Genomic DNA, 24,865 nt, shown 5'->3' on the forward strand with positions numbered 1-24,865 from the left:
CTGCCGCAGGCGGCTCCTACAGGTATGTGTTGATTCCAGATAAGGAAATGGCCATGTCTGTAGCAGTTATTCAAATGGTCAGCCAGAGCGACGTGCTGGCCAATCTGGCCCAGGCCCGTCGTCTGCTTGAGCAAGCGGCGTCCGGTGGCGCGCGGCTTGCCGTGCTGCCGGAAAACTTCGCTGCAATGGGCCGTCGCGACATTGCCGACATTGGCCGCGCCGAAGCGCTGGGCGAAGGCCCGATCCTGCCGTGGTTGAAACAGACCGCCCGCGACCTCAAGTTATGGATAGTGGCTGGCACGTTGCCGTTGCCGCCGGCGGATCAACCGACAGCCAAAGCGCATGCGTGCTCGTTACTGGTCGATGATCAGGGCGAGACCGTGGCGCGGTACGACAAGCTGCACCTGTTCGACGTGGACGTGGCGGACAATCGCGGGCGTTATCGCGAATCCGATGACTATGCTTATGGCAGTGGCGTGGTGGTTGCCGATACGCCGGTCGGTCGAGTCGGCCTGACGGTGTGTTACGACTTGCGCTTCCCGGAGCTGTACAGCGAATTGCGTGCCGCCGGCGCGGAATTGATTACCGCCCCGTCGGCCTTTACCGCGGTGACCGGCGCGGCCCATTGGGACGTGCTGATTCGTGCGCGGGCCATCGAGACTCAATGTTACGTGCTCGCGGCCGCCCAGGGTGGCACTCATCCGGGACCGAGAGAAACCTTTGGTCATGCCGCGATAATCGACCCATGGGGGCGTGTGCTGGCACAACAGGATCAGGGCGAGGCCGTGCTGCTGGCCGAACGCGACAGCAGCGAACAGGCGTCCATCAGGGCGCGGATGCCGGTGTCCACTCACCGGCGCTTTTTCTCGCAGGGCGCCCAGCGACCTGCATCAGAACGACGAATTTAAGGCGTAAAGCATATGAGCGAGTTGTTGTCCTCTGTCAGTGAGCACCTCCTGGCGCCCGGCGGCGTAACGATCGAGAGCCTGCAAGGTGTGCTCGGCGATCTCGCCGGCCCGGGCATCGATGCCGCCGACCTGTATTTCCAAGGGCAGATTTCCGAGTCTTGGGCGCTGGAAGACGGGATCGTCAAGGAAGGCAGCTTCAACCTCGACCAGGGTGTCGGCGTGCGTGCGCAATCGGGAGAAAAAACCGGTTTCGCCTACAGCAATGCGATCACCCTCGAAGCGCTGGGCGCGGCGGCCCGTGCGGCCCGTTCGATCTCCCGGGCCGGGCAGAATGGCACCGTGCAGGCGTTCACTACCCAGGATGTCGCCCAGTTATATGGGCCGGACAACCCGCTGGAAGTGATGACTCGCGCCGAGAAAGTCGAGCTGCTCAAGCGCATCGATGTGGCGACCCGCGCCCTCGACCCGCGTATCCAGCAAGTCACCGTGAGCATGGCCGGGGTCTGGGAGCGAATTCTGATCGCCTCCACCGACGGCGGCCTGGCGGCGGATGTGCGGCCGCTGGTGCGTTTCAACGTCAGTGTGATCGTCGAGCAGAACGGTCGCCGTGAGCGCGGCGGACATGGCGGTGGCGGTCGTACCGATTACCGCTATTTCCTCAGCGAAGACCGCGCCATGGGCTATGCCCGCGAAGCGTTGCGTCAGGCGCTGGTGAACCTGGAAGCCATCCCGGCGCCGGCCGGTACGTTGCCGGTGGTGTTGGGGTCGGGTTGGTCTGGTGTGTTGCTGCACGAAGCCGTCGGTCATGGTCTGGAAGGCGATTTCAACCGCAAGGGCAGTTCGGCCTACAGCGGGCGCATGGGCGAGATGGTTGCATCGAAGCTTTGCACCATCGTCGATGACGGCACCCTCGCCGGCCGCCGAGGTTCACTGAGCGTCGACGACGAAGGCACGCCGACCGAGTGCACCACGCTGATCGAAAACGGCGTGCTCAAAGGTTATATGCAGGACAAGCTCAACGCGCGCCTGATGGGCGTGGCCCGCACCGGTAACGGTCGTCGTGAATCCTACGCGCACCTGCCGATGCCGCGCATGACCAACACTTACATGCTCGGTGGCGAAAGCGACCCGGCAGAAATCATCGCCTCGGTGAAAAAAGGCATCTACTGCGCCAACCTGGGCGGCGGTCAGGTGGACATCACCAGTGGCAAGTTTGTGTTCTCCACCAGCGAGGCGTACCTGATCGAAGACGGCAAGATTACCGCTCCGGTCAAAGGCGCGACGTTGATCGGCAACGGGCCGGAAGCCATGAGCCGGGTGTCGATGGTCGGTAACGATCTGGCGCTGGACAGCGGTGTGGGAACGTGTGGCAAGGATGGGCAGTCGGTGCCGGTGGGTGTCGGCCAGCCAACGCTGAAAATCGATGCGATCACCGTGGGTGGCACAGGATCGTAAGGGGCTCTTGAAAAAGTGAAGCTTCGGGTGAGTTGCGAGGCAACTCACCCGATTCGGGACTTAACGCAAACCGCGTTGAGTCTCGTCCAGCTCACGGATGTACTTGAAGATTTTACGGCTCGAAGCCGGTGGCTTGTTGGTCGCCAGTTCGTGCTGGGCCTGACGGATCAGGGAGCGCAATTGTTGACGATCGGCCTCCGGGTAATCAACGACGAACTTCTCCAGGACGGCGTCGTCGCCTGCGATCAAGCGATCGCGCCAGCGTTCCAGGCCGTGGAAACGTTCGTTGTACTGCCGGGTGGAGGCATCGAGTTGATCGAGCAGAGTGAGAATGGCGCCAGTGTCCTGATCGCGCATCAGCTTGCCGATAAACTGAAGGTGCCGTTTACGCGCGATGTTCGCGGTGTGCTTGGGCGCATCGGCCAGAGCCCGGCGCAAAGCGTCGGTCAACGGCAGTTTTGCCAGCAGGTCAGGCTTGAGTGTTGTAAGGCGCTCGCCGAGGTCAACCAGAGCATGCAGCTCGCGTTTGACCTGGGATTTGCTTTTTTCTCCCGTATCGAGGGAGTCGTCGTAAGAATCAACCATGGTGGCCGTCCGCAAAGAAACGCCGCCATGATAACCAGTCGGGGGCCGCTTGTCCGGCCCGGTCGCTCGATGACCGTTACCGAAAGCAGAATTTGAGTGGAGAACAGCATGAGTGCAGTTGAAAGCGTCGGCCCACAAGCGTTGCCGGCACTGCAAGAGCAAGTCGAGCAGATCATTGCTGAAGCCAAGCGCCAGGGCGCCAGTGCCTGTGAAGTGGCTGTGTCGCTGGAGCAGGGCCTGTCGACCACGGTGCGTCAGCGGGAAGTCGAAACCGTTGAGTTCAATCGCGATCAGGGCTTCGGTATTACCCTGTATGTAGGGCAGCGCAAAGGCTCGGCCAGCACCTCGGCCAGCGGTTCGGAAGCGATTCGCGAAACCGTCGCTGCTGCACTGGCGATTGCCAAGCACACGTCTGAAGACGAAGCCGCAGGCTTGGCGGATGCCGCGCTGATGGCCAAGGAGCTGCAGGATTTCGACCTGTTCCATCAATGGAGTATCACGCCGGAGCGAGCCATCGAGCAGGCCCTTGCTTGTGAAGCGGCGGCGTTTGCCGCCGACAGTCGGATCAAGAACGCCGACGGCACCACCCTCAGCACTCATCAGGGTTGCCGTGTGTACGGCAACAGCCACGGTTTTATCGGCGGTTACGCCTCGACCCGTCACAGCCTCAGCTGCGTGATGATCGCCGAGGCCGATGGCCAGATGCAGCGTGATTACTGGTACGACGTGAACCGGCAGGGCAATTTGTTGGCCAGCCCGGAGAGCATCGGCCAGCGTGCCGCGCAACGGGCGGCGAGCCGCTTGGGCGCACGCCCGGTACCGACCTGCGAAGTGCCGGTGCTGTTTTCTGCGGAACTGGCCGGCGGTTTGTTCGGCAGTTTCCTCTCGGCGATTTCCGGCGGCAGTCTATATCGCAAGTCTTCGTTCCTCGAAGGCACGCTGGGGCAGAAACTGTTCCCGGAATGGCTGACCATCGATGAGCGTCCGCACTTGATGCGCGCTTTGGGCAGCTCTGCCTTCGACGGCGATGGCCTGGCGACCTACGCCAAGCCGTTCGTGGAAAACGGCGAGCTGGTGTCCTACGTGCTGGGCACCTATTCCGGCCGCAAGCTGGGTATGCCGAGCACCGCCAATGCCGGCGGCGTGCACAACCTGTTCGTCACCCATGGCGACGAAGATCAGGCGGCCCTGTTGCGCCGCATGGGTCGTGGCCTACTGGTCACTGAATTGATGGGGCAGGGCCTGAACATGGTCACTGGCGATTACTCCCGTGGCGCAGCGGGTTTCTGGGTCGAGAACGGCGAAATCCAGTTCGCGGTCCAGGAAGTGACTATTGCCGGCAACATGCGCGACATGTTCAAGCAGATCATTGCGGTCGGTAATGACCTAGAATTGCGCAGCAACATTCGCACAGGTTCGGTGTTGATCGAGCGGATGACGGTGGCAGGTAGTTAAGCTGCGGTTGCTGCACAAAAAAAGCGCCACCCGATCGGGTGGCGCTTTTTTTTTTTTGGATCAAAATATCGCAGCTTCGTCAGTGCCTACGCATCTGTGGGCGCAACCGAAAGCCGAAATCCATTGATCTTTATTCGCCTTCGTCGAAGAAGTTGTTGATCAGCGCCACCAGTGCATCCATAGCTTCCTGCTCTTGTTCACCTTCGGTTTTCAGGTGGATTTTGGTGCCCTTGCCGGCCGCGAGCATCATCATGGCCATGATGCTTTTGCCATCGACCATCGTTTCCGGCGTACGGCCAGCCCTGATCTGGCAAGGGAACTGCCCGGCGACGCCAACGAATTTTGCAGACGCGCGGGCATGCAGGCCCAGCTTGTTGATGATTTCGATTTCCAGAGCAGGCATCGCGATGTGAATCCTTTAGCTGAGGTCGCGGTGGCGAACCTGGACGTTCTTCAGGGATTGTTGCAGGACCTGGCCCAGACGTTCGGTCAGGTAGACAGAGCGGTGATGCCCGCCGGTGCAGCCAATGGCAATAGTGACATAGGCGCGGTTGCTGGCGGCAAAGCGGGGCAGCCACTTGAGCAGGTAGGAGGAAATGTCCTGGAACATCTCTTCGACATCCGGCTGCGCCGCCAGGTAGTCGGCCACCGGTTGATCGAGCCCGGACTGTGCCCGCAGCTCCGGTTTCCAGTAAGGGTTAGGCAGGCAGCGCACGTCGAACACCAGATCGGCGTCCACCGGCATGCCACGCTTGAACCCGAAAGACTCCACCAGAAACGCAGTGCCGGGCTCCGGCTGATTCAGCAGGCGCAGCTTGATGGTGTCGCGCAGCTGATACAGGTTCAGATTGGTGGTGTTGACCTTGAGGTCGGCCAGATCGGCGATCGGCCCCAGCAGATTGGTTTCGTCCTCTATCGCTTCCGCCAGCGAGCGATTGGCGCTGCTCAGCGGGTGACGACGGCGGGTTTCCGAAAAACGTTTGAGCAGGGTCTCTTCATCGGCGTCCAGATACAGCACATCGCACTGGATATGCCGGCTGCGGACTTCTTCCAGCAATTCGGGAAACCGTGACAGGTGGCTCGGCAAGTTGCGTGCATCGATGGACACGGCCACCAGCGGTTGTGCCAGTTCGGTATGAATCAGCGCACGTTCGGCCAGTTCCGGCAGCAGGCCGGCAGGCAGGTTGTCGATGCAGTAGTAACCGTTGTCCTCGAGAACATCGAGGGCAGTGCTTTTACCTGAGCCGGAGCGGCCGCTGACGATGATCAGGCGCATGATTAGTGACCGTTTTGCTCGTCCAGGACAACCTGATACAAGGCTTCGTTGCTCGGGGCGCTGCGCAGTTTTTCACGCACTTCCTTGCGATCAAGCATGCTGGCGATCTGGCGCAGCAGCTCCAGGTGCGCATCGGTGGCGGCTTCCGGGACCAGGAGTACAAACAGCAGGTCAACCGGGGCACCGTCGATGGCGTCGAAATCGATGGGTGCATCCAGGTGCATCAAGGCACTGATGGGCGATCCGCAGCCCTTGAGACGGCAGTGGGGGATGGCGATACCGTTGCCAAATCCGGTGGAACCGAGTTTTTCACGGGCGACCAGACTCTCGAAGACATCCTGCATGGCCAGATCCGGCACTTCGCGATGGATGAGGTTGGCAATTTGCTCGAGGGCTTTCTTTTTACTGCCGCCCGGCACGTTCACCAGGGAACGGCCGGGGGTCAGGATGCTTTCAAGTCGGATCATGGGTTGGGAGTGTTAACGACCGGTCGCGCCCTGGAGGAGGCTCTGGGTCTTTTCCTTATGCTTTTTGAGTTGTTTATCCAGCTTGTCGGTCAGTGCGTCGATCGCTGCGTACATATCGGTATGTTCCGCGTTAGCGACCACCTCATTGCCGGGAATATGCAGCGTGGCTTCGATTTTCTGCTTGAGCTTCTCGACCGTCATCGTGACCTGCACGTTGGTGATCTTGTCGAAATGCCTCTCTAATCGTTCGAGTTTTTCGCCGATGTAGGTGCGAAGAGGTTCGGTCACTTCCAGTTGGTGTCCACTGATGTTGACTTGCATACAGCTTCTCCTTCGTTGCCAGTGCATAAAGCGGTAGATCCGATGATCTACCACTGGAACGCTGTGGCGTGGCTCTACATCAACCGCTTTCGTTCGCTCGAAGGCGCGATTCCTAGGGATTCGCGGTACTTGGCGACGGTGCGGCGAGCCACCTGAATGCCTTGTGCCTCCAGTAAACCAGCGATCTTGCTGTCACTCAACGGCTTTTTCTGATTTTCCGCGGCAACCAGTTTTTTGATGATCGCGCGGATCGCCGTGGACGAGCATTCACCGCCTTCGGAGGTGCTGACGTGGCTGGAAAAAAAGTATTTCAGTTCATAGATGCCCCGTGGGGTATGCATGAATTTTTGCGTGGTCACCCGTGAAATCGTCGATTCGTGCATGCCCACCGCTTCGGCGATGTCATGCAGCACCAACGGTTTCATGGCCTCGTCGCCGTACTCCAGGAAGCCGCGTTGATGCTCGACGATCTGGGTGGCCACTTTCATCAGCGTTTCGTTGCGGCTTTGCAGGCTCTTGATGAACCAGCGAGCCTCCTGCAGCTGATTTCGCATGAAGGTGTTGTCAGCGCTGGTATCGGCGCGGCGTACGAAGCCGGCATATTGGGCGTTGACCCGCAGGCGTGGCACCGACTCCTGGTTCAGCTCCACCAGCCAGCGCTCGTTGTCCTTGCGCACGATCACGTCAGGAACGACGTATTCGGCTTCGGTGGACTCGATTTGCGAACCCGGGCGCGGGTTGAGGCTCTGGACCAGTTCGATCACCTGGCGCAGTTCATCTTCCTTGAGCTTCATGCGGCGCATCAGCTGGCTGTAGTCGCGGCTGCCGAGCAGGTCGATGTAATCGGTGACCAGGCGCTTGGCCTCGGTCAGCCAAGGGGTCTTGGCGGGCAGTTGACGCAGTTGCAGCAGCAGGCATTCACCGAGATTGCGGGCGCCGATACCGGCGGGCTCGAATTGCTGGATGCGGTGCAGGACGGCTTCGATTTCGTCCAGTTCGATGTCCAGTTCCGGATCGAAGGCCTCGAGGATTTCCTCGAGGGTTTCGTCCAGATAGCCCTGATTGTTGATGCAGTCGATCAGGGTCACGGCGATCAGGCGATCGGTGTCGGACATCGGTGCCAGGTTCAGTTGCCAGAGCAAATGGCTTTGCAGGCTTTCACCGGCCGAAGTACGGGTGGTGAAATCCCACTCGTCGTCATCGTTGCTCGGCAGGCTGCTGGCGCTGGTCTGGTAGACGTCTTCCCAGGCGGTATCGACAGGCAATTCGTTGGGAATGCGCTCGTTCCAGTCGCCTTCCTCAAGGTTATCCACCGTCGGGGCGGTTTCCTGGTAGGAGGGTTCCTGAATGTCGGCGTTGGGTTGCTGTTCGGCTTTGTCGGCCAAGGGGTCGGCGTTATCGAAGTCGTCGCCTTCTTCCTGGCGTTCGAGCATCGGATTGGACTCCAGGGCCTCCTGGATTTCCTGTTGCAGGTCCAGGGTCGACAATTGGAGCAGGCGGATGGCCTGTTGCAGCTGCGGTGTCATCGTCAGCTGCTGGCCCATTCTCAAGACTAGCGATGGTTTCATGGCAGGGGCTTAACACCTTATTCGCCGGCGCACATGCGCCATCCACTACAGGGCGCCGAAGCGCCAAACATAAGCAAATTATATGCCTGAAACTGAAGTGTTTGCCTAGAGCGCTGTAACAATAAAAAACTATTGATTTTTTATTGAGATGAGCGCCGAGGCGACTGGCCAGGCACCTCAGCGCTTACAGGCGGAACTCATGGCCCAGATACACTTCCTTGACCAGTTCGTTGGCCAGGATGGTGGCGGAGTCGCCTTCAGCGATCAGCTGGCCATCGTTGACGATGTAGGCGGTTTCGCAGATGTCCAGGGTTTCACGGACGTTATGGTCAGTGATCAGCACGCCAATGCCTTTGGCTTTGAGGTGATGGATGATCTGCTTGATGTCGCCCACCGAGATTGGGTCCACGCCGGCGAAGGGTTCGTCGAGGAGGATGAATTTCGGGTTGGTGGCCAGTGCCCGGGCGATTTCCACCCGACGGCGTTCACCACCGGACAGGCTCATGCCAAGGCTGTCACGAATGTGGTGGATGTGAAATTCCTGCAGTAGGCTTTCCAGCTCTTTGCGGCGACCGGCCTTGTCGAGCTCCTTACGGGTTTCGAGGATGGCCATGATGTTGTCGGTCACCGACAGCTTGCGGAAGATCGACGCTTCTTGCGGAAGATAGCCGATACCGGCCTTCGCGCGACCATGCATCGGCTGGTGGCTGACGTCCAGGTCATCGATCAGTACGCGCCCCTGATCGGCCTGTACCAGGCCCACGATCATGTAGAAACAGGTGGTTTTGCCGGCGCCGTTGGGGCCAAGCAGGCCGACGATCTGGCCGCTGTCGATGGACAGGCTGACGTCGCGCACGACCTGGCGGCTCTTGTAGCTCTTGGCCAGGTGCTGAGCTTTCAGAGTTGCCATTACTGGGTTTTCTCGTCGGTTTTCTTCTTCGGCTGGATCACCATGTCGATACGCGGACGTGCCTCGGTGACCTTGCTGCCCGTGGCGCGACCGGCGCTGGCCAATTTTTTCACCGTGTCATAGACGATTTTTTCGCCCTGGGTGACGTTGTTGTCCTTGTCGACAACTTTGGCCTTGTCGATCAGTACGACGCGGTTTTGCGCGGCGTGATATTGGATGGTCACGCCCCAACCCTGAACAGGCTTGGTGTCGCCAGCTGTTTGCAATTGCTCGAAGTACGCCAGGTTGCCCACCGAGGTCACCACGTCGATGTCGCCAGTCGGGGTGCGAGTGATGGTCACGGTGTTGCCGGTGACCTTCATCGAGCCCTGAGTGATGATCACATCACCTTTATAGGTGGCAACACCGTTCTTGTCGTCCAGTTGGGCGTCGTCGGCCTGAATGCGGATAGGCTGCGCTTGATCGGTCGGCAGAGCCCAGGCGCTCACGCTTCCCAGTGCTGCGCTCAGACTGAGCAAAATAGGGAGGGTTTTAACGAGCCTCATACTGTCCTCTTACGTTCGATAGCAGGTGTATCCTGCTTTCTTTCAAGTACGCTTTCATTCCGTTGCCTGTCGATACACCGCCGGCGCCGTCGATTCTAACGGGTTGATCGGTCTGCGCATATTGCTGCTGCGGGAACACTGTCATACGGGTGGTGGTAATCAGGGTTTTACGGTTTTTTTCGTCGAAACGCGTGATACGTACCGAGTCGATCAGCTCGACCTGGGTGCCGTCCGGGTTGACTTCGCCGCGTTCGCTCTGGACGTGCCAGGGAAATTCGGTGCCGCGAAACATGTTCAGGTCAGGGTTGGACAGCAACGTCACTTCCGTCGCTTTCAGGTGTTCGACCTTGTCGGACGTCATTTCATACTGCAATTTGCCGTCCGGCAGGTACTGCACGCTGTGGGCGTTGGTGGCGTAATAGTCGATCATGGCTTCATCGACATGCGCCACTGGCTTGTCGAGGAAGCGTTCCGGGCTGATGTTCCAGTAGCCGACCGCAGCGAATAGCGCCGCGATGCAACCGAATATCAGGATGTTGCGAATCTTTTTGCTCAGCATGATGGGCTCACAGATACGCGGCGTTGGCCGCATCGAGGCGGCCCTGGGCGCGCAGGATCAATTCGCAGAATTCGCGCGCGGCACCCTCGCCGCCACGGGCCTGGGTGATGCCGTGGGCGTGTTCGCGCACGAAGCTGGCGGCGTTGGCCACGGCCATGCCCAGGCCGACGCGGCGAATCACCGGCAGGTCTGGCAGGTCGTCGCCGAGATAGGCCACTTGTTCATAGCTCAGGTTGAGTTGGGCAAGGAGCTCGTCGAGCACCACCAGTTTGTCTTCGCGACCCTGATACAGGTGTGGAATGCCGAGGTTTTTGGCCCGTCGTTCGACCACCGGGGTCTTGCGTCCGCTGATGATAGCGGTCTGCACGCCGGCTGCCATCAACATCTTGATGCCTTGGCCGTCGAGCGTGTTGAAGGTCTTGAATTCGCTGCCGTCTTCGAGGAAGTACAGGCGCCCGTCGGTCAGCACGCCGTCGACGTCGAATACCGCCAGTTTGATCTGTTTGCCGCGTTGCAGCAGGTCCGTGCTCATTACATTACTCCAGCGCGCAGCAAATCGTGCATGTTCAAGGCGCCGACCGGGCGGTCTTCGCTGTCGACCACGACCAATGCGTTGATCTTGTGGTCTTCCATGATTTTCAACGCCTCGGCAGCCAGCATCTCGGCACGTGCGGTCTTGCCGTGGGCGGTCATGACCTGCTCGATGGTGGCGCTGTGGATGTCGATGCTGCGGTCCAGGGTGCGACGCAGATCGCCGTCGGTGAAGATCCCGGCAAGTTTACCGTCGGCCTCTAGAACCACGGTCATGCCCAGGCCCTTGCGGGTCATTTCCATCAATGCGTCCTTGAGCAGGGTGCCGCGCTTAACCTGCGGCAGCTCCTGTCCGGCGTGCATGACGTTTTCCACTTTCAACAGCAGGCGTCGGCCAAGTGCGCCGCCTGGGTGGGAAAAGGCGAAATCTTCAGCGGTAAAGCCGCGGGCTTCCAGCAGCGCCACCGCCAGGGCATCGCCCATCACCAGAGCGGCGGTGGTCGATGAGGTTGGCGCCAGGTTCAGCGGGCAGGCTTCGTGCTCGACGTGGACGTTGAGGTTGACCTCGGCGGCCTTGGCCAGCGCCGAGTCGGGATTGCCGGTGACGCTGATCAATTTGATGCCCAGGCGCTTGATCAGTGGCAGCAGGGTAACGATTTCATTGGTGGAGCCGGAGTTCGATAGTGCCAGGATGATGTCGTCACGCGTGATCATGCCCATGTCGCCGTGGCTGGCTTCGGCTGGATGCACGAAGAACGCCGTGGTGCCGGTGCTGGCCAGGGTGGCGGCAATCTTGTTGCCGATGTGCCCCGATTTGCCCATGCCGACCACGACTACGCGGCCTTTGCTGGCCAGAATCATCTCGCAAGCGCGTACGAAATCTGCGTCGATATGGGGTAACAAGCCTTGCACGGCTTCCAGTTCGAGACGGATGGTGCGTTGTGCAGATTGAATCAGGTCGCTGGATTGGCTCATGTCAGAAATCGTATAGCCTGATGAAAAGGCGGCGATTATAACGGTAATGATCAAAACCCTCACGTAAGTTCGTCGCGGTTTGTCATTCCTTGTTGCCGAATCCTCTAAATAGATGATTCCAGGCGCTCATGTTGTTGATAGTGCCCGGCTTGGGCCTTGGGCGCTTGGTGATTGCAGTGATATAGTTCGCCGCCAGTTCGGCCTGCCCGGGAAGGTATGTGCTTTCGTCAGAAAGCCAGGCGTCCGAGTGAGAGGCTGCATCGCAAGGAGTTTAGATGAGTGCCGATAACGCCTACGCGGTCGAGCTGAAGGGACTGACCTTCAAGCGCGGTGCGCGCAGCATTTTCAATAACATTGATATCCGCATACCACGCGGCAAGGTCACCGGCATCATGGGGCCTTCCGGGTGTGGCAAGACCACGCTGTTGCGGTTGATGGGGGCCCAATTGCGCCCCACCAGCGGCGAAGTCTGGGTCAATGGCCAGAACCTGCCAACGTTGTCGCGCAGCGATTTGTTCGATGCGCGCAAGCACATGGGCGTGCTGTTTCAGAGCGGCGCGCTGTTTACCGATCTCGATGTATTCGAGAACGTTGCCTTTCCGCTGCGTGTTCATACCACGCTGCCGGAAGAGATGATTCGCGACATTGTCCTGCTCAAATTGCAGGCCGTGGGCTTGCGTGGCGCCCTAGACCTGATGCCTGACGAATTGTCTGGCGGCATGAAACGTCGAATCGCGCTGGCCCGGGCGATTGCCCTCGACCCGCAAATTCTCATGTACGACGAGCCTTTTGTTGGCCAGGACCCGATCGCCATGGGCGTGCTGGTGCGCCTGATCCGCTTGCTCAACGATGCGCTGGGCATCACCAGCATCGTGGTCTCCCACGATCTGGCCGAGACCGCGAGCATCGCCGACTACATCATTGTGGTGGGTGACGGGCAAGTGTTGGGGCAGGGCACGCCCAAGGAGTTGATGAACTCGCAGGAGCCACGGATTCGCCAGTTCATGACTGGCGAACCCGACGGCCCGGTCGCATACCACTTTCCAGCGACGGATTACCGCGCAGATCTTCTGGGGAAGCGCTGATGCGCAAGATTTCATTAATAGAAAGAGTGCGCCGTTTCGGCCACGCCGGCATCGATGTGCTGGCGGTGTTCGGGCGTTCGGCGCTGTTCCTGTTTCATGCCTTGCTCGGTCGCGGTGGCATCGGCGGCAGTTTTGGCCTGCTGGTCAAGCAACTGCATTCGGTTGGCGTGATGTCCCTGGTGATCATCGTGGTCTCCGGGGTGTTCATCGGCATGGTGCTGGCGCTACAGGGCTTCAACATCCTGTCCAGCTACGGTTCGGAGCAGGCCGTCGGGCAGATGGTTGCGCTGACGCTGCTGCGTGAACTGGGGCCCGTCGTCACGGCCTTGCTGTTCGCCGGGCGTGCGGGTTCGGCGCTGACCGCCGAAATCGGCAACATGAAATCCACCGAGCAACTGTCCAGTCTGGAAATGATCGGGGTTGACCCGCTCAAGTACATTATTGCTCCGCGCCTGTGGGCCGGCTTCATTTCCCTGCCGGTGCTGGCGATGATTTTCAGCGTGGTGGGTATCTGGGGTGGTTCGTGGGTGGCCGTCGACTGGCTGGGTGTCTATGAGGGCTCCTACTGGTCGAACATGCAAAACAGCGTGATGTTTGTCGACGATGTGCTGAACGGCATTATCAAAAGCATCGTTTTTGCCTTCGTCGTGACCTGGATCGCCGTATTCCAAGGGTATGACTGCGAGCCCACTTCCGAGGGGATCAGTCGTGCCACTACCAAGACCGTGGTGTACGCCTCTTTGGCGGTACTCGGCCTGGACTTTATTCTGACCGCCTTGATGTTTGGAGATTTCTGATGCAAAACCGCACCCTGGAAATCGGTGTCGGCCTTTTCTTGCTGGCTGGCATCCTGGCTTTGCTGTTGCTTGCGTTGCGGGTCAGTGGCCTGTCCCCGAGCGCAACCACCGATACTTATAAACTTTATGCATATTTCGATAATATCGCCGGTTTGACTGTCAGAGCTAAAGTGACCATGGCCGGTGTGACCATCGGCAAGGTCACGGCGATCGATCTGGATCGCGACAGCTTCACCGGTCGGGTGACCATGCAACTGGAAAAGCGCGTAGATAACCTGCCGACTGACTCCACTGCATCTATCCTGACCGCTGGCCTGTTGGGTGAGAAATACATCGGTATCAGCGTGGGTGGGGAACAAGCCCTGCTCAAGGATGGTGGAACCATCCACGACACGCAGTCGTCGTTGGTGCTCGAGGACCTGATCGGTAAATTTCTGCTCAATACCGTTAGCAAAGACGCCAAATGAGGAGCTTTTCAATGATCTCTATCTTGCGACGTGGCCTGTTGATATTGCTCGCGGCCTTGCCGTTGATGGCTAACGCCCTGGCGGCGCAGTCGGCGCACGATCTGGTTCAGGACACCACGACCCGGATGCTCGCCGACCTGTCGGCCAATAAAGAGAAGTACAAGCAGGATCCACAAGACTTTTATACGGCGTTGAACACCATCGTCGGCCCCGTGGTGGATGCCGAAGGCATTTCCAAAAGCATCATGACCGTCAAATACTCGCGCAAAGCAACGCCCGAGCAAATGAAGACGTTTGAAGAAAACTTCAAAAAGGGCCTGTTCCAGTTTTATGGCAACGCATTGCTCGAATACAACAACCAGGGCATCACTGTTGAGCCTGCCAAGGATGAATCGGGAGACCGTACCAGCGTTGGCATGACGGTCAAAGGCAGCAGCGGCGCGATCTATCCTGTGTCTTACACACTCGAAAAGATCAACGGCGAATGGAAGCTGCGTAACGTCATCATCAACGGCATCAACATCGGCAAGCTGTTCCGCGATCAGTTCGCTGATGCGATGCAGCGCAATGGCAACGACCTGGACAAGACCATCAATGGTTGGGCCGGGGAAGTCGCCAAAGCCAAGGAAAACACCGAAAAAGCTGTTGAGAAGAAAGCCCAATGAGTGAGTCGGCCATTCGCATAAGCGAAACCGGCGAGCTGCTGCTCAGCGGTGTGCTGGATTACCGGACCGGCCCGAACTTGCGCAAGCAGGGGCAGGTACTGATCAAGTCCAGCAAGGCGCCTGCGCTGGTGGTCGATTGCTCCGCAGTGGAGAAGTCCAGCAGTGTCGGCTTGTCGCTGCTGCTGTGCTTCATGCGCGATGCTCAGGTGGCCGGCAAGGCCGTGAGCATTCGCGCGATGCCCGAAGACATGCGCAAAATCGCTCAGGTCAGCGAATTGACCGAGCTGTTGGCGCACCCCTGAACCGCATCTATAAAGAAGCCCCCCGTCAGAGTCCTGCTTCGCGGGGTTCGCAGGCGCGGGGCTTTTTTGTATGATGTCCGACCCGCGCGCACAGGGCGCCGATTGAGGTTGAGCATGCAGGCCGTAGAAGTGAAGAGCTTCCTTGAAGGAAAGCTGCCAAACACGAAGGTGGAAGTTGAAGGCGAAGGCTGCAATTTCCAGCTGAACGTGATCAGCGATGAACTGGCGGCGTTGAGCCCGGTGAAGCGTCAGCAGCAGGTCTATGCCCATTTGAACCCGTGGATTGTCGATGGCAGCATCCATGCGGTCACTATGAAATTTTTCAGCAGCGCGGCCTGGGCCGAGCGCACCTGAGCCCAAGGGCGTCGAGATTCTTATGGATAAATTGATTATTACTGGTGGCGCTCGTCTTGATGGCGAGATCCGCATCTCCGGGGCAAAGAACTCTGCCTTGCCGATTCTGGCTGCCACCTTGCTGTGCGATGGCCCGGTGACCGTGGCCAACCTGCCGCACCTGCACGACATCACCACCATGATCGAGCTGTTCGGTCGCATGGGCATTGAACCTGTGATCGACGAGAAACTCAGCGTCGAAATCGACCCACGCACCATCAAGACCCTGATCGCGCCGTACGAACTGGTTAAAACCATGCGCGCCTCGATCCTGGTGCTGGGCCCGATGGTTGCCCGTTTCGGTGAAGCCGAAGTTGCACTGCCTGGCGGTTGCGCCATCGGTTCGCGTCCGGTTGACCTGCACATCCGTGGTCTTGAAGCCATGGGCGCGGTCATCGACGTTGAAGGCGGCTACATCAAGGCCAAGGCTCCTGAAGGCGGCCTGCGCGGTGCGCACTTCTTCTTCGACACCGTCAGCGTGACCGGTACCGAGAACATCATGATGGCGGCCGCTCTGGCCAAGGGCCGCAGCGTTCTGGCCAACGCTGCTCGCGAGCCTGAAGTCGTCGACCTGGCGAACTTCCTGAACGCTATGGGCGCGAAGGTTTCCGGCGCCGGCACCGACACCATCACCATCGATGGCGTCGAGCGTCTGCACACGACCACTTACAAAGTGATGCCTGACCGTATCGAGACCGGCACCTATTTGGTGGCGGCAGCGGTCACCGGTGGGCGTGTGAAGGTCAAGGACACCGATCCGACCATCCTCGAAGCCGTTCTGGAAAAACTTCGCGAATCCGGCGCCGAAATCACCACCGGTGAAGACTGGATCGAGCTGAACATGCACGGCAAGCGGCCGAAAGCCGTCAACGTGCGGACCGCTCCATACCCGGCGTTCCCGACCGATATGCAAGCGCAGTTCATCTCCCTCAACGCCATTGCCGAAGGCACTGGTGCCGTGATCGAGACGATCTTCGAAAACCGTTTCATGCACGTTTACGAACTGCACCGCATGGGCGCGCACATCCAGGTTGAAGGCAACACCGCCATCGTCACCGGCATCGAAAAGCTCAAGGGCGCGCCAGTCATGGCCACCGACCTGCGTGCTTCGGCCAGCCTGGTGATCTCGGCGCTGATCGCCGAAGGCGATACCCTGATCGATCGCATTTACCACATCGACCGTGGTTATGAGTGCATCGAAGAGAAGCTGCAGATGCTCGGCGCCAAGATCCGCCGCGTACCGGGCTAGTTTCTGCTGCATGGGCGCAGGGACGCGTCCGTTGATTTGTTGAAGTCGAGCCGGTTTCCGGCTCGATGTGTGTCCGGCGCCGTTTGCGACCGGGCATGAGTACCTTGATAAGGACTGACGTTTCCCATGTTGACTATCGCACTGTCCAAGGGCCGCATCCTTGACGACACCCTGCCGCTTCTGGCTGAAGCGGGCATCGTGCCGACCGAGAATCCGGACAAGAGCCGCAAGCTGATCATCCCCACGACCCAGGCCGATGTGCGCTTGCTGATCGTGCGTGCCACCGATGTGCCGACCTATGTCGAGCATGGTGCCGCCGATCTGGGCGTCGCCGGTAAAGACGTGCTGATGGAATACGGCGGCCAGGGTTTGTACGAACCACTGGACCTGCAAATCGCCCAGTGCAAATTGATGACGGCCGGTAAAGTCGGCGCAGTCGAGCCCAAGGGCCGTCTGCGCATTGCCACCAAGTTCGTCAACGTCGCCAAGCGCTACTATGCCGAACAGGGTCGTCAGGTCGATATCATCAAGCTCTACGGCTCGATGGAGTTGGCGCCGCTGATCGGTCTGGCGGACAAGATCATCGACGTGGTCGACACCGGTAACACGCTGCGGGCCAATGGCCTGGAGCCACAGGATTTTATCGCTGCCATCAGCTCCCGTCTGATCGTCAACAAGGCGTCGATGAAAATGCAGCATGCCCGTATCCAGGCGTTGATCGACACCCTGCGCAAGGCAGTGGAGTCTCGACACCGCGGCTGATTCACCTGCGCGACCTTGAGTCGCGCCCGTCTATCCGCCTCATAGCCAGAATTCTCGGGTGCCCAAGCGGATCAACGGCTAGCTTAGGGCGCCCGAGTTTTTGCCAATCCTATGAGGCTCTCGCTATGACCGCACCGACTGCAATTCGCCGACTCAACGCTGCTGACCCGGATTTCGCACATCATCTGGATCATCTGCTGAGCTGGGAAAGTGTGTCTGACGACTCGGTCAATCAGCGGGTGCTGGACATCATCAAGGCCGTGCGCGAGCGTGGCGATGCGGCGGTGGTCGAGTTCACCCAGAAGTTCGATGGCCTGCAAGTGGCGTCCATGGCGGACTTGATCCTGCCGCGCGAACGCCTGGAACTGGCATTGACCCGCATCACAGTGCCTCAGCGCGAAGCCCTGGAAAAAGCCGCGACCCGTGTGCGCAGCTACCACGAAAAGCAGAAACAGGATTCCTGGAGCTACACCGAAGCCGATGGCACGGTGCTGGGCCAGAAGGTCACGCCACTGGATCGCGCCGGTCTGTATGTGCCGGGTGGCAAGGCGTCCTACCCGTCCTCGGTGTTGATGAACGCGATTCCGGCCAAGGTGGCGGGCGTGACCGAAGTGGTCATGGTCGTGCCGACCCCGCGCGGTGAAGTCAACGAACTGGTGCTGGCCGCAGCCTGCATCGCCGGCGTCGACCGGGTGTTCACCATCGGCGGCGCGCAGGCGGTTGCGGCGCTGGCTTACGGCACCGAAAGCGTGCCGAAGGTCGACAAAGTGGTTGGCCCGGGCAACATTTATGTCGCCACTGCCAAGCGCCACGTGTTCGGCCAGGTCGGCATCGACATGATCGCCGGCCCGTCGGAGATTCTGGTGGTGTGCGACGGCCAGACCGATCCGGACTGGATCGCCATGGACCTGTTCTCCCAGGCCGAGCACGACGAAGACGCCCAGGCGATTCTGGTCAGCCCGGACGCCGAGTTCCTCGACAAGGTCGCGGCAAGCATCGCCAAACTGCTGCCAACCATGGAACGCGCCGAGATCATCGAAACCTCGATCAATGGCCGTGGTGCGCTGATCAAGGTTCGCGACATGGAACAGGCCATCGAAGTGGCCAACCGCATTGCCCCGGAGCACCTGGAGCTGTCGGTCGCCGATCCGCAGGCCTGGCTGCCGCAGATCCGTCACGCCGGCGCGATCTTCATGGGCCGCCACACTTCCGAAGCCCTGGGCGACTACTGCGCAGGTCCGAACCACGTATTGCCGACCTCCGGCACTGCGCGCTTCTCCTCGCCGCTGGGTGTTTACGACTTCCAGAAACGTTCGTCGATCATCTTCTGCTCCGAGCAGGGTGCCTCCGAACTGGGCAAGACCGCCTCCGTACTGGCCCGTGGCGAATCGCTGAGCGCTCACGCCCGCAGTGCTGAATACCGCATTCTTGATGACAAGCAGGGGAACTGAACATGAGTAAATTCTGGAGCCCGTTCGTCAAGAATCTGGTGCCTTATGTGCCGGGCGAGCAGCCGAAACTGGCCAAACTGGTGAAGCTCAACACCAACGAAAACCCGTACGGTCCATCGCCAAAAGCCCTGGCGGCGATGCAAACCGAACTGAACGACAACCTGCGTCTGTACCCGGACCCGAACAGCGACCTGCTCAAGCAAGCCGTTGCCAAGTACTACGGCGTGCAGGGCAATCAGGTGTTCCTCGGTAACGGTTCCGATGAAGTCCTGGCGCACATCTTTCACGGTTTGCTGCAACACGATAAACCGTTGCTGTTCCCGGATATCAGCTACAGCTTCTACCCGGTTTACTGCGGGTTGTATGGCATCACGTTCGATGCGGTTGCGCTGGACGAACAGTTCCAGATCAACCCGGCGGACTATGCAAAGCCGAACGGCGGGATCATCTTCCCGAACCCGAATGCGCCGACCGGTTGCTTGCTGGCGCTGGACGCTGTCGAGCAGATTCTCAAGGCCAGCCCGGATTCGGTGGTCGTGGTGGATGAGGCTTACATCGACTTCGGTGGGGAAACGGCGATCACGCTGGTGGACCGTTATCCGAACCTGTTGGTGACGCAGACCCTGTCCAAGTCCCGTTCCCTGGCCGGCCTGCGGGTTGGCCTGGCCGTGGGGCACCCGGACCTGATCGAGGCGCTGGAGCGGATCAAGAACAGCTTCAACTCCTACCCGCTGGATCGTCTGGCGATTGTGGGGGCTGCGGCGGCGTTCGAGGATCGCGAGTATTTCGACAAGACTTGCCGGTTGGTCATCGAGAGTCGCGAGAAGGTAATCGCGCAACTGGAGGCGAAGGGGTTTGAAGTGTTGCCGTCGGCGGCGAACTTCATTTTCGCCCGTCACCCGAAGCACGATGCGGCAGGGCTGGCGGCGAAGTTGCGTGAGCAGGGCGTGATCGTTCGGCACTTCAAGCAAGAGCGGATTGCCCAGTTCCTGCGGATTTCGATTGGCGCGCCGGAGCAGAATCAGGCACTGATCGACGGCCTCGGCGACCTCTAGACCAAAACTGTTCCTGTGGGAGCGAGCGGTGCGGCTCGTTCCCACAGGTCCCCGCTTACTCTTCTTCTTTTTCCTGGATCGGTGCCGGCGGCGGACGCAGACCGATTTCTGCGGTGAGCTTGAGTTCTTTACCGTTGCGCATCACCTGAATCGTGACCTTGTCGGTCGGTTTGATGCGCGCCACCTGGTTCATTGACTTGCGACCATCGCCAGCCGGTTCACCGTCGATACTGAGGATCACGTCGCCTAGTTGCAGGCCGGCCTTCTGCGCCGGGCCGTCACGGAAAATCCCCGCGACCACAATTCCAGGGCGTCCCGACAAGCCAAACGATTCCGCCAGTTCCTGACTCAAAGGTTGCACTTCGATACCGAGCCAGCCGCGAATCACCTGGCCGTGTTCGATGATCGACTTCATCACTTCCATCGCCAGTTTAACCGGGATCGCGAAGCCGATGCCTTGCGAGCCACCGGACTTGGAGAAGATCGCCGTGTTGATGCCGGTCAGGTTACCGTTGGCGTCCACCAGTGCACCGCCGGAGTTGCCGGGGTTGATCGCGGCGTCGGTCTGGATGAAGTCTTCGTAGTTGTTCAGGCCCAACTGATTGCGCCCGGTGGCGCTGATGATCCCCATGGTCACGGTCTGGCCGACGCCGAACGGGTTGCCGATGGCCAGGGCCACGTCGCCGATGCGCAGGTTGTCGGAACGGCCGACGGTGATCGACGGCAGGTTTTTCAGGTCTATCTTCAATACCGCGAGGTCGGTTTCCGGGTCGCTGCCGATGACCCGGGCCAGGGTTTCACGACCATCCTTGAGCGCCACCACGATCTGGTCGGCACCGCTGGTCACGTGGTTGTTGGTCAGCAGGTAACCTTCCGGGCTCATGATCACGCCCGAACCGAGGCTCGACTCCATGCGCTTCTGCTTGGGCGAGTTGTCGCCGAAGAAGCGGCGGAACTGCGGGTCTTCAAACAGCGGATGGCTGGGTTTGTTGACCACTTTGGTGGTGTAAAGGTTGACCACCGACGGCGCAGCCGTGGTCACCGCATCGGCATAGGACACCGGGCCCTGCTGCACACCAAGGGTTTGCGGGGCTTGTTGCAGATTGACGTCGAGGCTTGGCAGCCCGACCCACTGCGGGTAACGCTGAATAATCAGTAGAGCGACAAGCACGCCGGCCAACAGCGGCCAGCCGGAAAAACGCAGCGCCTTGAGCATTAAGCACGTCCTGAGAGGTTGCAGGCGGTATGAGACCGCCCATAATGTCGCGCATTATACGAGGCCGCGCGCGCCTCTGAACGGGATATTTAGGAGTCTTTTATGGCCGTCGCCCTGAGCACCCTGGTCGAAGAAGCCGACCGTTACCTGGCAAGTGCGAAGATTGCCGATTACTGCCCCAACGGCTTGCAGGTCGAAGGCCGGCCGCAAGTAATGCGCATCGTCAGCGGTGTCACCGCCAGCCAGGCGTTGCTGGACGCCGCGGTGGAGGCCCAGGCCGATCTGGTGCTGGTGCATCACGGCTATTTCTGGAAAGGCGAGAACCCGTGCATCACTGGCATGAAGCAGCGCCGGTTGAAAACCCTGCTCAAGCACGACATCAGCCTGCTGTCCTATCACTTGCCGCTGGACCTGCACCCTGAAGTCGGCAACAACGTACAGCTTGCCCGGCAATTGGACATTACCGTCGAAGGCCCACTGGATCCGGACAACCTGAAAATCGTCGGGTTGGTCGGCTCGTTGAGCGAACCGATGACTCCCCGCGATTTTGCCCGTCGGGTACAGGAAGTCATGGGACGAGAGCCGTTACTGATCGAAGGCAGCGAGATGATTCGTCGGGTCGGCTGGTGCACCGGTGGCGGCCAGGGTTACATTGACCAGGCGGTGTTGGCCGGTGTCGATCTGTACCTCAGCGGCGAGGCCTCCGAGCAGACGTTCCACAGCGCCCGGGAAAACGACATCAGTTTCATCGCCGCCGGCCACCATGCCACCGAGCGTTACGGTGTGCAGGCTTTGGGTGATTACCTGGCGCGACGTTTCGCCCTCGAGCACATCTTCATCGATTGCCCGAACCCGATTTGACTACAGGGCTGGAGCCCAAACGAGGGGGTATATTCATATACCCTTTCGATCTAGCCGCCGTCCTGATTAGAAGAGGGCGCTGTGCTAGGATTCCCCGCTCGAACACGGCCCGCAGGCCGTCCATAAGATCGTTTTCGTGAGTAGCCATGGTCGACAAACTGACGCATCTGAAACAGCTGGAGGCCGAAAGCATCCACATCATCCGCGAGGTCGCCGCCGAGTTCGATAACCCGGTGATGCTGTACTCCGTCGGTAAAGACTCCGCCGTGATGCTGCACCTTGCGCGCAAGGCATTCTTCCCGGGCAAACTTCCGTTTCCGGTGATGCACGTCGACACCCAGTGGAAGTTCAAGGAAATGTACGCGTTCCGCGACCGCATGGTCGAAGAGCTCGGCCTGGACCTGCTGGTACATGTCAACCCCGAGGGTGTTGCGCAGGGTATCAACCCGCTGACCCACGGCAGTGCCAAGCACACCGACATCATGAAGACCGAAGGCCTCAAACAGGCCCTCGACAAGTACGGCTTCGACGCTGCATTCGGTGGCGCCCGTCGTGACGAAGAGAAGTCCCGTGCCAAAGAGCGCGTGTATTCCTTCCGTGACAGCAAGCACCGCTGGGACCCGAAAAACCAGCGCCCGGAGCTGTGGAACGTCTACAACGGCAAGGTCAACAAGGGCGAATCGATCCGCGTATTCCCGTTGTCGAACTGGACCGAACTGGACATCTGGCAGTACATCTACTTGGAAGGCATCCCGATCGTGCCGCTGTACTTCGCTGCCGAGCGTGATGTCATCGAGATGAACGGCACCTGGATCATGATCGACGATGAACGCCTGCTCAATCACCTGAGCGACGAAGACAAGGCGCGCATCGTCAAGAAGAAGGTCCGTTTCCGTACACTGGGCGACTACCCGTTGACCGGTGCTGTCGAGTCCGAGGCCACCAGCCTGACCGACATCATTCAGGAAATGCTCCTGACGCGAACTTCCGAACGCCAGGGCCGAGTCATCGATCACGATGGCGCCGGTTCCATGGAAGAAAAGAAACGTCAGGGTTATTTCTAAGGGGTTGTCATGTCGCACGCATCTGATTTGATCAGCGAGGACATCCTCGCCTACCTGGGCCAGCATGAACGCAAGGAAATGCTGCGCTTTCTGACTTGTGGCAACGTCGACGACGGCAAGAGCACCCTGATCGGGCGCCTGCTGCACGACTCCAAAATGATCTACGAAGATCATCTGGAAGCCATTACCCGCGACTCGAAAAAAGTCGGCACCACCGGCGAAGACATCGACCTGGCGTTGCTGGTCGACGGCTTGCAGGCCGAGCGTGAGCAGGGCATCACCATCGATGTCGCCTACCGCTATTTCTCTACCGCCAAGCGCAAATTCATCATCGCCGATACCCCCGGCCATGAGCAGTACACCCGCAACATGGCCACCGGTGCATCCACCTGTGACTTGGCGATCATCCTGGTCGACGCCCGTTACGGCGTGCAGACCCAGACCCGTCGCCACAGCTTTATCGCCTCTTTGCTGGGCATCAAGCACATCGTGGTCGCTATCAACAAGATGGACCTCAACGGCTTCGACGAAAGCGTATTTGAGTCGATCAAGGCCGATTACCTGAAGTTCGCCGAAGGCATCGCGTTCAAGCCGAGCACCATGGCGTTCGTGCCGATGTCCGCGCTCAAGGGCGACAACGTGGTGAACAAGTCCGAGCGCTCGCCGTGGTACACCGGCCAGTCGCTGATGGAAATCCTCGAAACCGTCGAAATCGCCAGCGACCGCAACTACACCGACCTGCGTTTCCCGGTGCAGTACGTCAACCGTCCGAACCTGAACTTCCGTGGTTTCGCCGGCACCCTGGCCAGCGGCATCGTGCACAAGGGTGACGAAGTCGTTGTGTTGCCATCGGGCAAGAGCAGCCGCGTGAAATCCATTGTCACCTTCGAAGGTGAGCTGGAGCATGCTGGTCCTGGTCAAGCGGTGACGCTGACCATGGAAGACGAGATCGACATCTCCCGCGGCGACCTGCTGGTGCACGCCGATAACCAGCCGCAAGTGACCGACGCCTTCGACGCCATGCTGGTGTGGATGGCCGAAGAACCGATGCTGCCGGGCAAGAAATACGACATCAAGCGCGCCACGACTTACGTGCCGGGCTCGATCACCAGCATCGTCAATCGCGTGGACGTGAACACCTTGGCCGAAGGGCCGGCAAGCTCGTTGCAGCTGAACGAGATCGGTCGGGTCAAGATCAGCCTCGACGCGGCCATTGCGCTGGACGGTTACGACAGCAACCGCACCACTGGTTCGTTCATCGTCATCGACCGTTTGACCAACGGCACGGTCGCGGCGGGCATGATCATTGCTCAGCCGCTGGCGCATGGCAGCAGCTCCCACCACGGTAAACTGGCCCATGTAGCCACCGAAGAACGCGCCCAGCGCTTCGGTCAGCAACCGGCTACCGTGTTGTTCAGCGGCCTGTCGGGCGCGGGCAAAAGCACCCTGGCGTATGCGGTTGAACGCAAGCTGTTCGACATGGGTCGCGCGGTATTCGTACTCGATGGCCAGAACCTGCGCCATGACCTGAACAAAGGCCTGCCACATGACCGCGCCGGGCGTACCGAGAATTGGCGTCGTGCGGCGCACGTTGCGCGTCAGTTCAACGAAGCCGGCCTGCTGACACTGGCGGCGTTCGTTGCCCCGAGTGCCGAAGGTCGTGAGCAGGCCAAGGACCTGATTGGCAAGGAGCGTCTGCTGACGGTCTACGTCCAGGCCTCGCCGACGGTCTGTGCCGAGCGTGATCCGCAAGGTCTCTACGCGGCGGGTGGCGACAACATCCCGGGCGAATCCTTCCCGTACGACGTGCCGCTGAATGCCGATCTGGTGATCGACACCCAGTCGCTGTCGCTGGAAGAAAGCGTCAAGCAAGTGCTGGATCTGCTGCGCAAGCGTGGCGCGATCTAAGCATTAGCTGAAAACAAAAAGCCCGCAGATGAGCG

28 protein-coding genes are annotated in these 24,865 nt (G+C 59.7%); 16 read left to right on the forward strand and 12 right to left on the reverse strand.

The window, feature by feature from the left end:
* The first annotated feature begins 53 nt into the window (after positions 1-53).
* Both AC1RL4_RS22580 and tldD read left to right on the forward strand, forming a co-directional pair.
* Positions 54-908 carry a carbon-nitrogen hydrolase family protein gene (locus tag AC1RL4_RS22580; protein ID WP_026345655.1) on the forward strand — a complete coding sequence of 285 codons (855 nt, stop codon included), beginning with the start codon at positions 54-56 and terminating at the stop codon, positions 906-908.
* A 12-nt stretch (positions 909-920) separates the two neighbouring features.
* Positions 921-2,363 (forward strand): metalloprotease TldD, encoded by a 1,443-nt coding sequence (gene tldD / locus AC1RL4_RS22585; RefSeq protein WP_018927212.1) that lies wholly within the window; start codon positions 921-923, stop codon positions 2,361-2,363.
* A gap of 60 nt (positions 2,364-2,423) precedes the next feature.
* Here the strand turns inward: tldD and yjgA are convergent, their stop codons facing one another.
* On the reverse strand, positions 2,424-2,948 hold the full coding sequence (yjgA, locus tag AC1RL4_RS22590; RefSeq protein WP_007941230.1) for a ribosome biogenesis factor YjgA: 525 nt from the start codon (positions 2,946-2,948) through the stop codon (positions 2,424-2,426).
* A 108-nt stretch (positions 2,949-3,056) separates the two neighbouring features.
* Here yjgA and pmbA point away from each other — a divergent pair, with 108 nt between their 5' ends.
* Positions 3,057-4,403 carry a metalloprotease PmbA gene (gene pmbA, locus AC1RL4_RS22595; RefSeq protein ID WP_019581170.1) on the forward strand — a complete coding sequence of 449 codons (1,347 nt, stop codon included), beginning with the start codon at positions 3,057-3,059 and terminating at the stop codon, positions 4,401-4,403.
* A gap of 130 nt (positions 4,404-4,533) precedes the next feature.
* Here the strand turns inward: pmbA and AC1RL4_RS22600 are convergent, their stop codons facing one another.
* The 10 genes from AC1RL4_RS22600 to AC1RL4_RS22645 form a co-directional block, all read right to left on the reverse strand.
* A complete protein-coding gene (locus tag AC1RL4_RS22600; RefSeq protein WP_018927210.1) occupies positions 4,534-4,806 on the reverse strand; it encodes an HPr family phosphocarrier protein in 273 nt (90 codons plus the stop codon).
* A gap of 15 nt (positions 4,807-4,821) precedes the next feature.
* Positions 4,822-5,679, reverse strand: coding sequence for an RNase adapter RapZ (gene rapZ / locus AC1RL4_RS22605; RefSeq protein ID WP_018927209.1), 858 nt, complete (start codon positions 5,677-5,679; stop codon positions 4,822-4,824).
* Between the two features lie 2 nt (positions 5,680-5,681).
* Entirely contained in the window at positions 5,682-6,146 is a 465-nt protein-coding gene (gene ptsN / locus AC1RL4_RS22610) for a PTS IIA-like nitrogen regulatory protein PtsN (RefSeq protein WP_018927208.1), read from the reverse strand.
* 12 nt (positions 6,147-6,158) lie between these two features.
* Positions 6,159-6,467, reverse strand: coding sequence for a ribosome hibernation-promoting factor, HPF/YfiA family (gene hpf / locus AC1RL4_RS22615; RefSeq protein ID WP_007941242.1), 309 nt, complete (start codon positions 6,465-6,467; stop codon positions 6,159-6,161).
* A gap of 74 nt (positions 6,468-6,541) precedes the next feature.
* The gene (locus tag AC1RL4_RS22620; protein WP_026331852.1) at positions 6,542-8,035 is read right to left on the reverse strand and encodes an RNA polymerase factor sigma-54; all 1,494 of its coding nucleotides are present in this window, start codon (positions 8,033-8,035) and stop codon (positions 6,542-6,544) included.
* Between the two features lie 184 nt (positions 8,036-8,219).
* The gene (gene lptB, locus AC1RL4_RS22625) at positions 8,220-8,945 is read right to left on the reverse strand and encodes an LPS export ABC transporter ATP-binding protein (protein ID WP_018927206.1); all 726 of its coding nucleotides are present in this window, start codon (positions 8,943-8,945) and stop codon (positions 8,220-8,222) included.
* Entirely contained in the window at positions 8,945-9,490 is a 546-nt protein-coding gene (gene lptA, locus AC1RL4_RS22630; RefSeq protein ID WP_019581168.1) for a lipopolysaccharide transport periplasmic protein LptA, read from the reverse strand. Before lptA ends, lptB begins: the two co-directional genes overlap by 1 nt.
* The gene (lptC, locus tag AC1RL4_RS22635) at positions 9,477-10,049 is read right to left on the reverse strand and encodes an LPS export ABC transporter periplasmic protein LptC (protein ID WP_019581167.1); all 573 of its coding nucleotides are present in this window, start codon (positions 10,047-10,049) and stop codon (positions 9,477-9,479) included. Before lptC ends, lptA begins: the two co-directional genes overlap by 14 nt.
* Before the next feature lie 7 nt (positions 10,050-10,056).
* Entirely contained in the window at positions 10,057-10,581 is a 525-nt protein-coding gene (locus tag AC1RL4_RS22640) for a KdsC family phosphatase (RefSeq protein ID WP_008037377.1), read from the reverse strand.
* Entirely contained in the window at positions 10,581-11,555 is a 975-nt protein-coding gene (locus AC1RL4_RS22645) for a KpsF/GutQ family sugar-phosphate isomerase (RefSeq protein ID WP_028940292.1), read from the reverse strand. Before AC1RL4_RS22645 ends, AC1RL4_RS22640 begins: the two co-directional genes overlap by 1 nt.
* Before the next feature lie 275 nt (positions 11,556-11,830).
* Here AC1RL4_RS22645 and AC1RL4_RS22650 point away from each other — a divergent pair, with 275 nt between their 5' ends.
* The 10 genes from AC1RL4_RS22650 to hisC all read left to right on the forward strand — a co-directional run bounded on the left by AC1RL4_RS22650 (position 11,831) and on the right by hisC (position 19,781).
* Positions 11,831-12,640, forward strand: coding sequence for an ATP-binding cassette domain-containing protein (locus tag AC1RL4_RS22650; RefSeq protein ID WP_230175495.1), 810 nt, complete (start codon positions 11,831-11,833; stop codon positions 12,638-12,640).
* Positions 12,640-13,437, forward strand: a complete 798-nt coding sequence (gene mlaE, locus AC1RL4_RS22655) for a lipid asymmetry maintenance ABC transporter permease subunit MlaE (protein WP_019581164.1) — start codon at positions 12,640-12,642, stop codon at positions 13,435-13,437. Before AC1RL4_RS22650 ends, mlaE begins: the two co-directional genes overlap by 1 nt.
* Entirely contained in the window at positions 13,437-13,904 is a 468-nt protein-coding gene (gene mlaD / locus AC1RL4_RS22660) for an outer membrane lipid asymmetry maintenance protein MlaD (RefSeq protein WP_018927199.1), read from the forward strand. Before mlaE ends, mlaD begins: the two co-directional genes overlap by 1 nt.
* Positions 13,905-13,915: 11 nt before the next feature.
* Positions 13,916-14,569, forward strand: a complete 654-nt coding sequence (locus AC1RL4_RS22665; protein ID WP_028940293.1) for an MlaC/ttg2D family ABC transporter substrate-binding protein — start codon at positions 13,916-13,918, stop codon at positions 14,567-14,569.
* Entirely contained in the window at positions 14,566-14,871 is a 306-nt protein-coding gene (locus tag AC1RL4_RS22670) for an STAS domain-containing protein (RefSeq protein WP_019581163.1), read from the forward strand. The genes AC1RL4_RS22665 and AC1RL4_RS22670 overlap by 4 nt, the downstream gene beginning before the upstream one ends.
* A gap of 114 nt (positions 14,872-14,985) precedes the next feature.
* The gene (locus AC1RL4_RS22675; protein WP_018927196.1) at positions 14,986-15,225 is read left to right on the forward strand and encodes a BolA family protein; all 240 of its coding nucleotides are present in this window, start codon (positions 14,986-14,988) and stop codon (positions 15,223-15,225) included.
* Between the two features lie 22 nt (positions 15,226-15,247).
* A complete protein-coding gene (murA, locus tag AC1RL4_RS22680) occupies positions 15,248-16,513 on the forward strand; it encodes a UDP-N-acetylglucosamine 1-carboxyvinyltransferase (RefSeq protein WP_018927195.1) in 1,266 nt (421 codons plus the stop codon).
* A gap of 126 nt (positions 16,514-16,639) precedes the next feature.
* A complete protein-coding gene (gene hisG / locus AC1RL4_RS22685) occupies positions 16,640-17,275 on the forward strand; it encodes an ATP phosphoribosyltransferase (RefSeq protein ID WP_007941260.1) in 636 nt (211 codons plus the stop codon).
* A gap of 125 nt (positions 17,276-17,400) precedes the next feature.
* Positions 17,401-18,726, forward strand: a complete 1,326-nt coding sequence (gene hisD / locus AC1RL4_RS22690; protein ID WP_018927194.1) for a histidinol dehydrogenase — start codon at positions 17,401-17,403, stop codon at positions 18,724-18,726.
* 2 nt (positions 18,727-18,728) lie between these two features.
* The gene (gene hisC, locus AC1RL4_RS22695) at positions 18,729-19,781 is read left to right on the forward strand and encodes a histidinol-phosphate transaminase (RefSeq protein ID WP_204125459.1); all 1,053 of its coding nucleotides are present in this window, start codon (positions 18,729-18,731) and stop codon (positions 19,779-19,781) included.
* Positions 19,782-19,836: 55 nt separating this feature from the next.
* Here the strand turns inward: hisC and algW are convergent, their stop codons facing one another.
* Entirely contained in the window at positions 19,837-20,997 is a 1,161-nt protein-coding gene (algW, locus tag AC1RL4_RS22700; protein ID WP_018927192.1) for a Do family serine endopeptidase AlgW, read from the reverse strand.
* Between the two features lie 102 nt (positions 20,998-21,099).
* On the opposite strand from algW, the gene AC1RL4_RS22705 reads away from it, so the two are divergent.
* The 3 genes from AC1RL4_RS22705 (at position 21,100) to cysN (ending at position 24,830) form a co-directional block, all read left to right on the forward strand.
* The gene (locus AC1RL4_RS22705; protein ID WP_018927191.1) at positions 21,100-21,858 is read left to right on the forward strand and encodes a Nif3-like dinuclear metal center hexameric protein; all 759 of its coding nucleotides are present in this window, start codon (positions 21,100-21,102) and stop codon (positions 21,856-21,858) included.
* Between the two features lie 146 nt (positions 21,859-22,004).
* Positions 22,005-22,922 carry a sulfate adenylyltransferase subunit CysD gene (gene cysD / locus AC1RL4_RS22710; protein WP_007941268.1) on the forward strand — a complete coding sequence of 306 codons (918 nt, stop codon included), beginning with the start codon at positions 22,005-22,007 and terminating at the stop codon, positions 22,920-22,922.
* 9 nt (positions 22,923-22,931) lie between these two features.
* Entirely contained in the window at positions 22,932-24,830 is a 1,899-nt protein-coding gene (gene cysN, locus AC1RL4_RS22715) for a sulfate adenylyltransferase subunit CysN (RefSeq protein WP_019581161.1), read from the forward strand.
* Positions 24,831-24,865 lie beyond the last annotated feature (35 nt).

The organism is Pseudomonas sp. GW822-FHT07A10 (genome assembly GCF_058798795.1).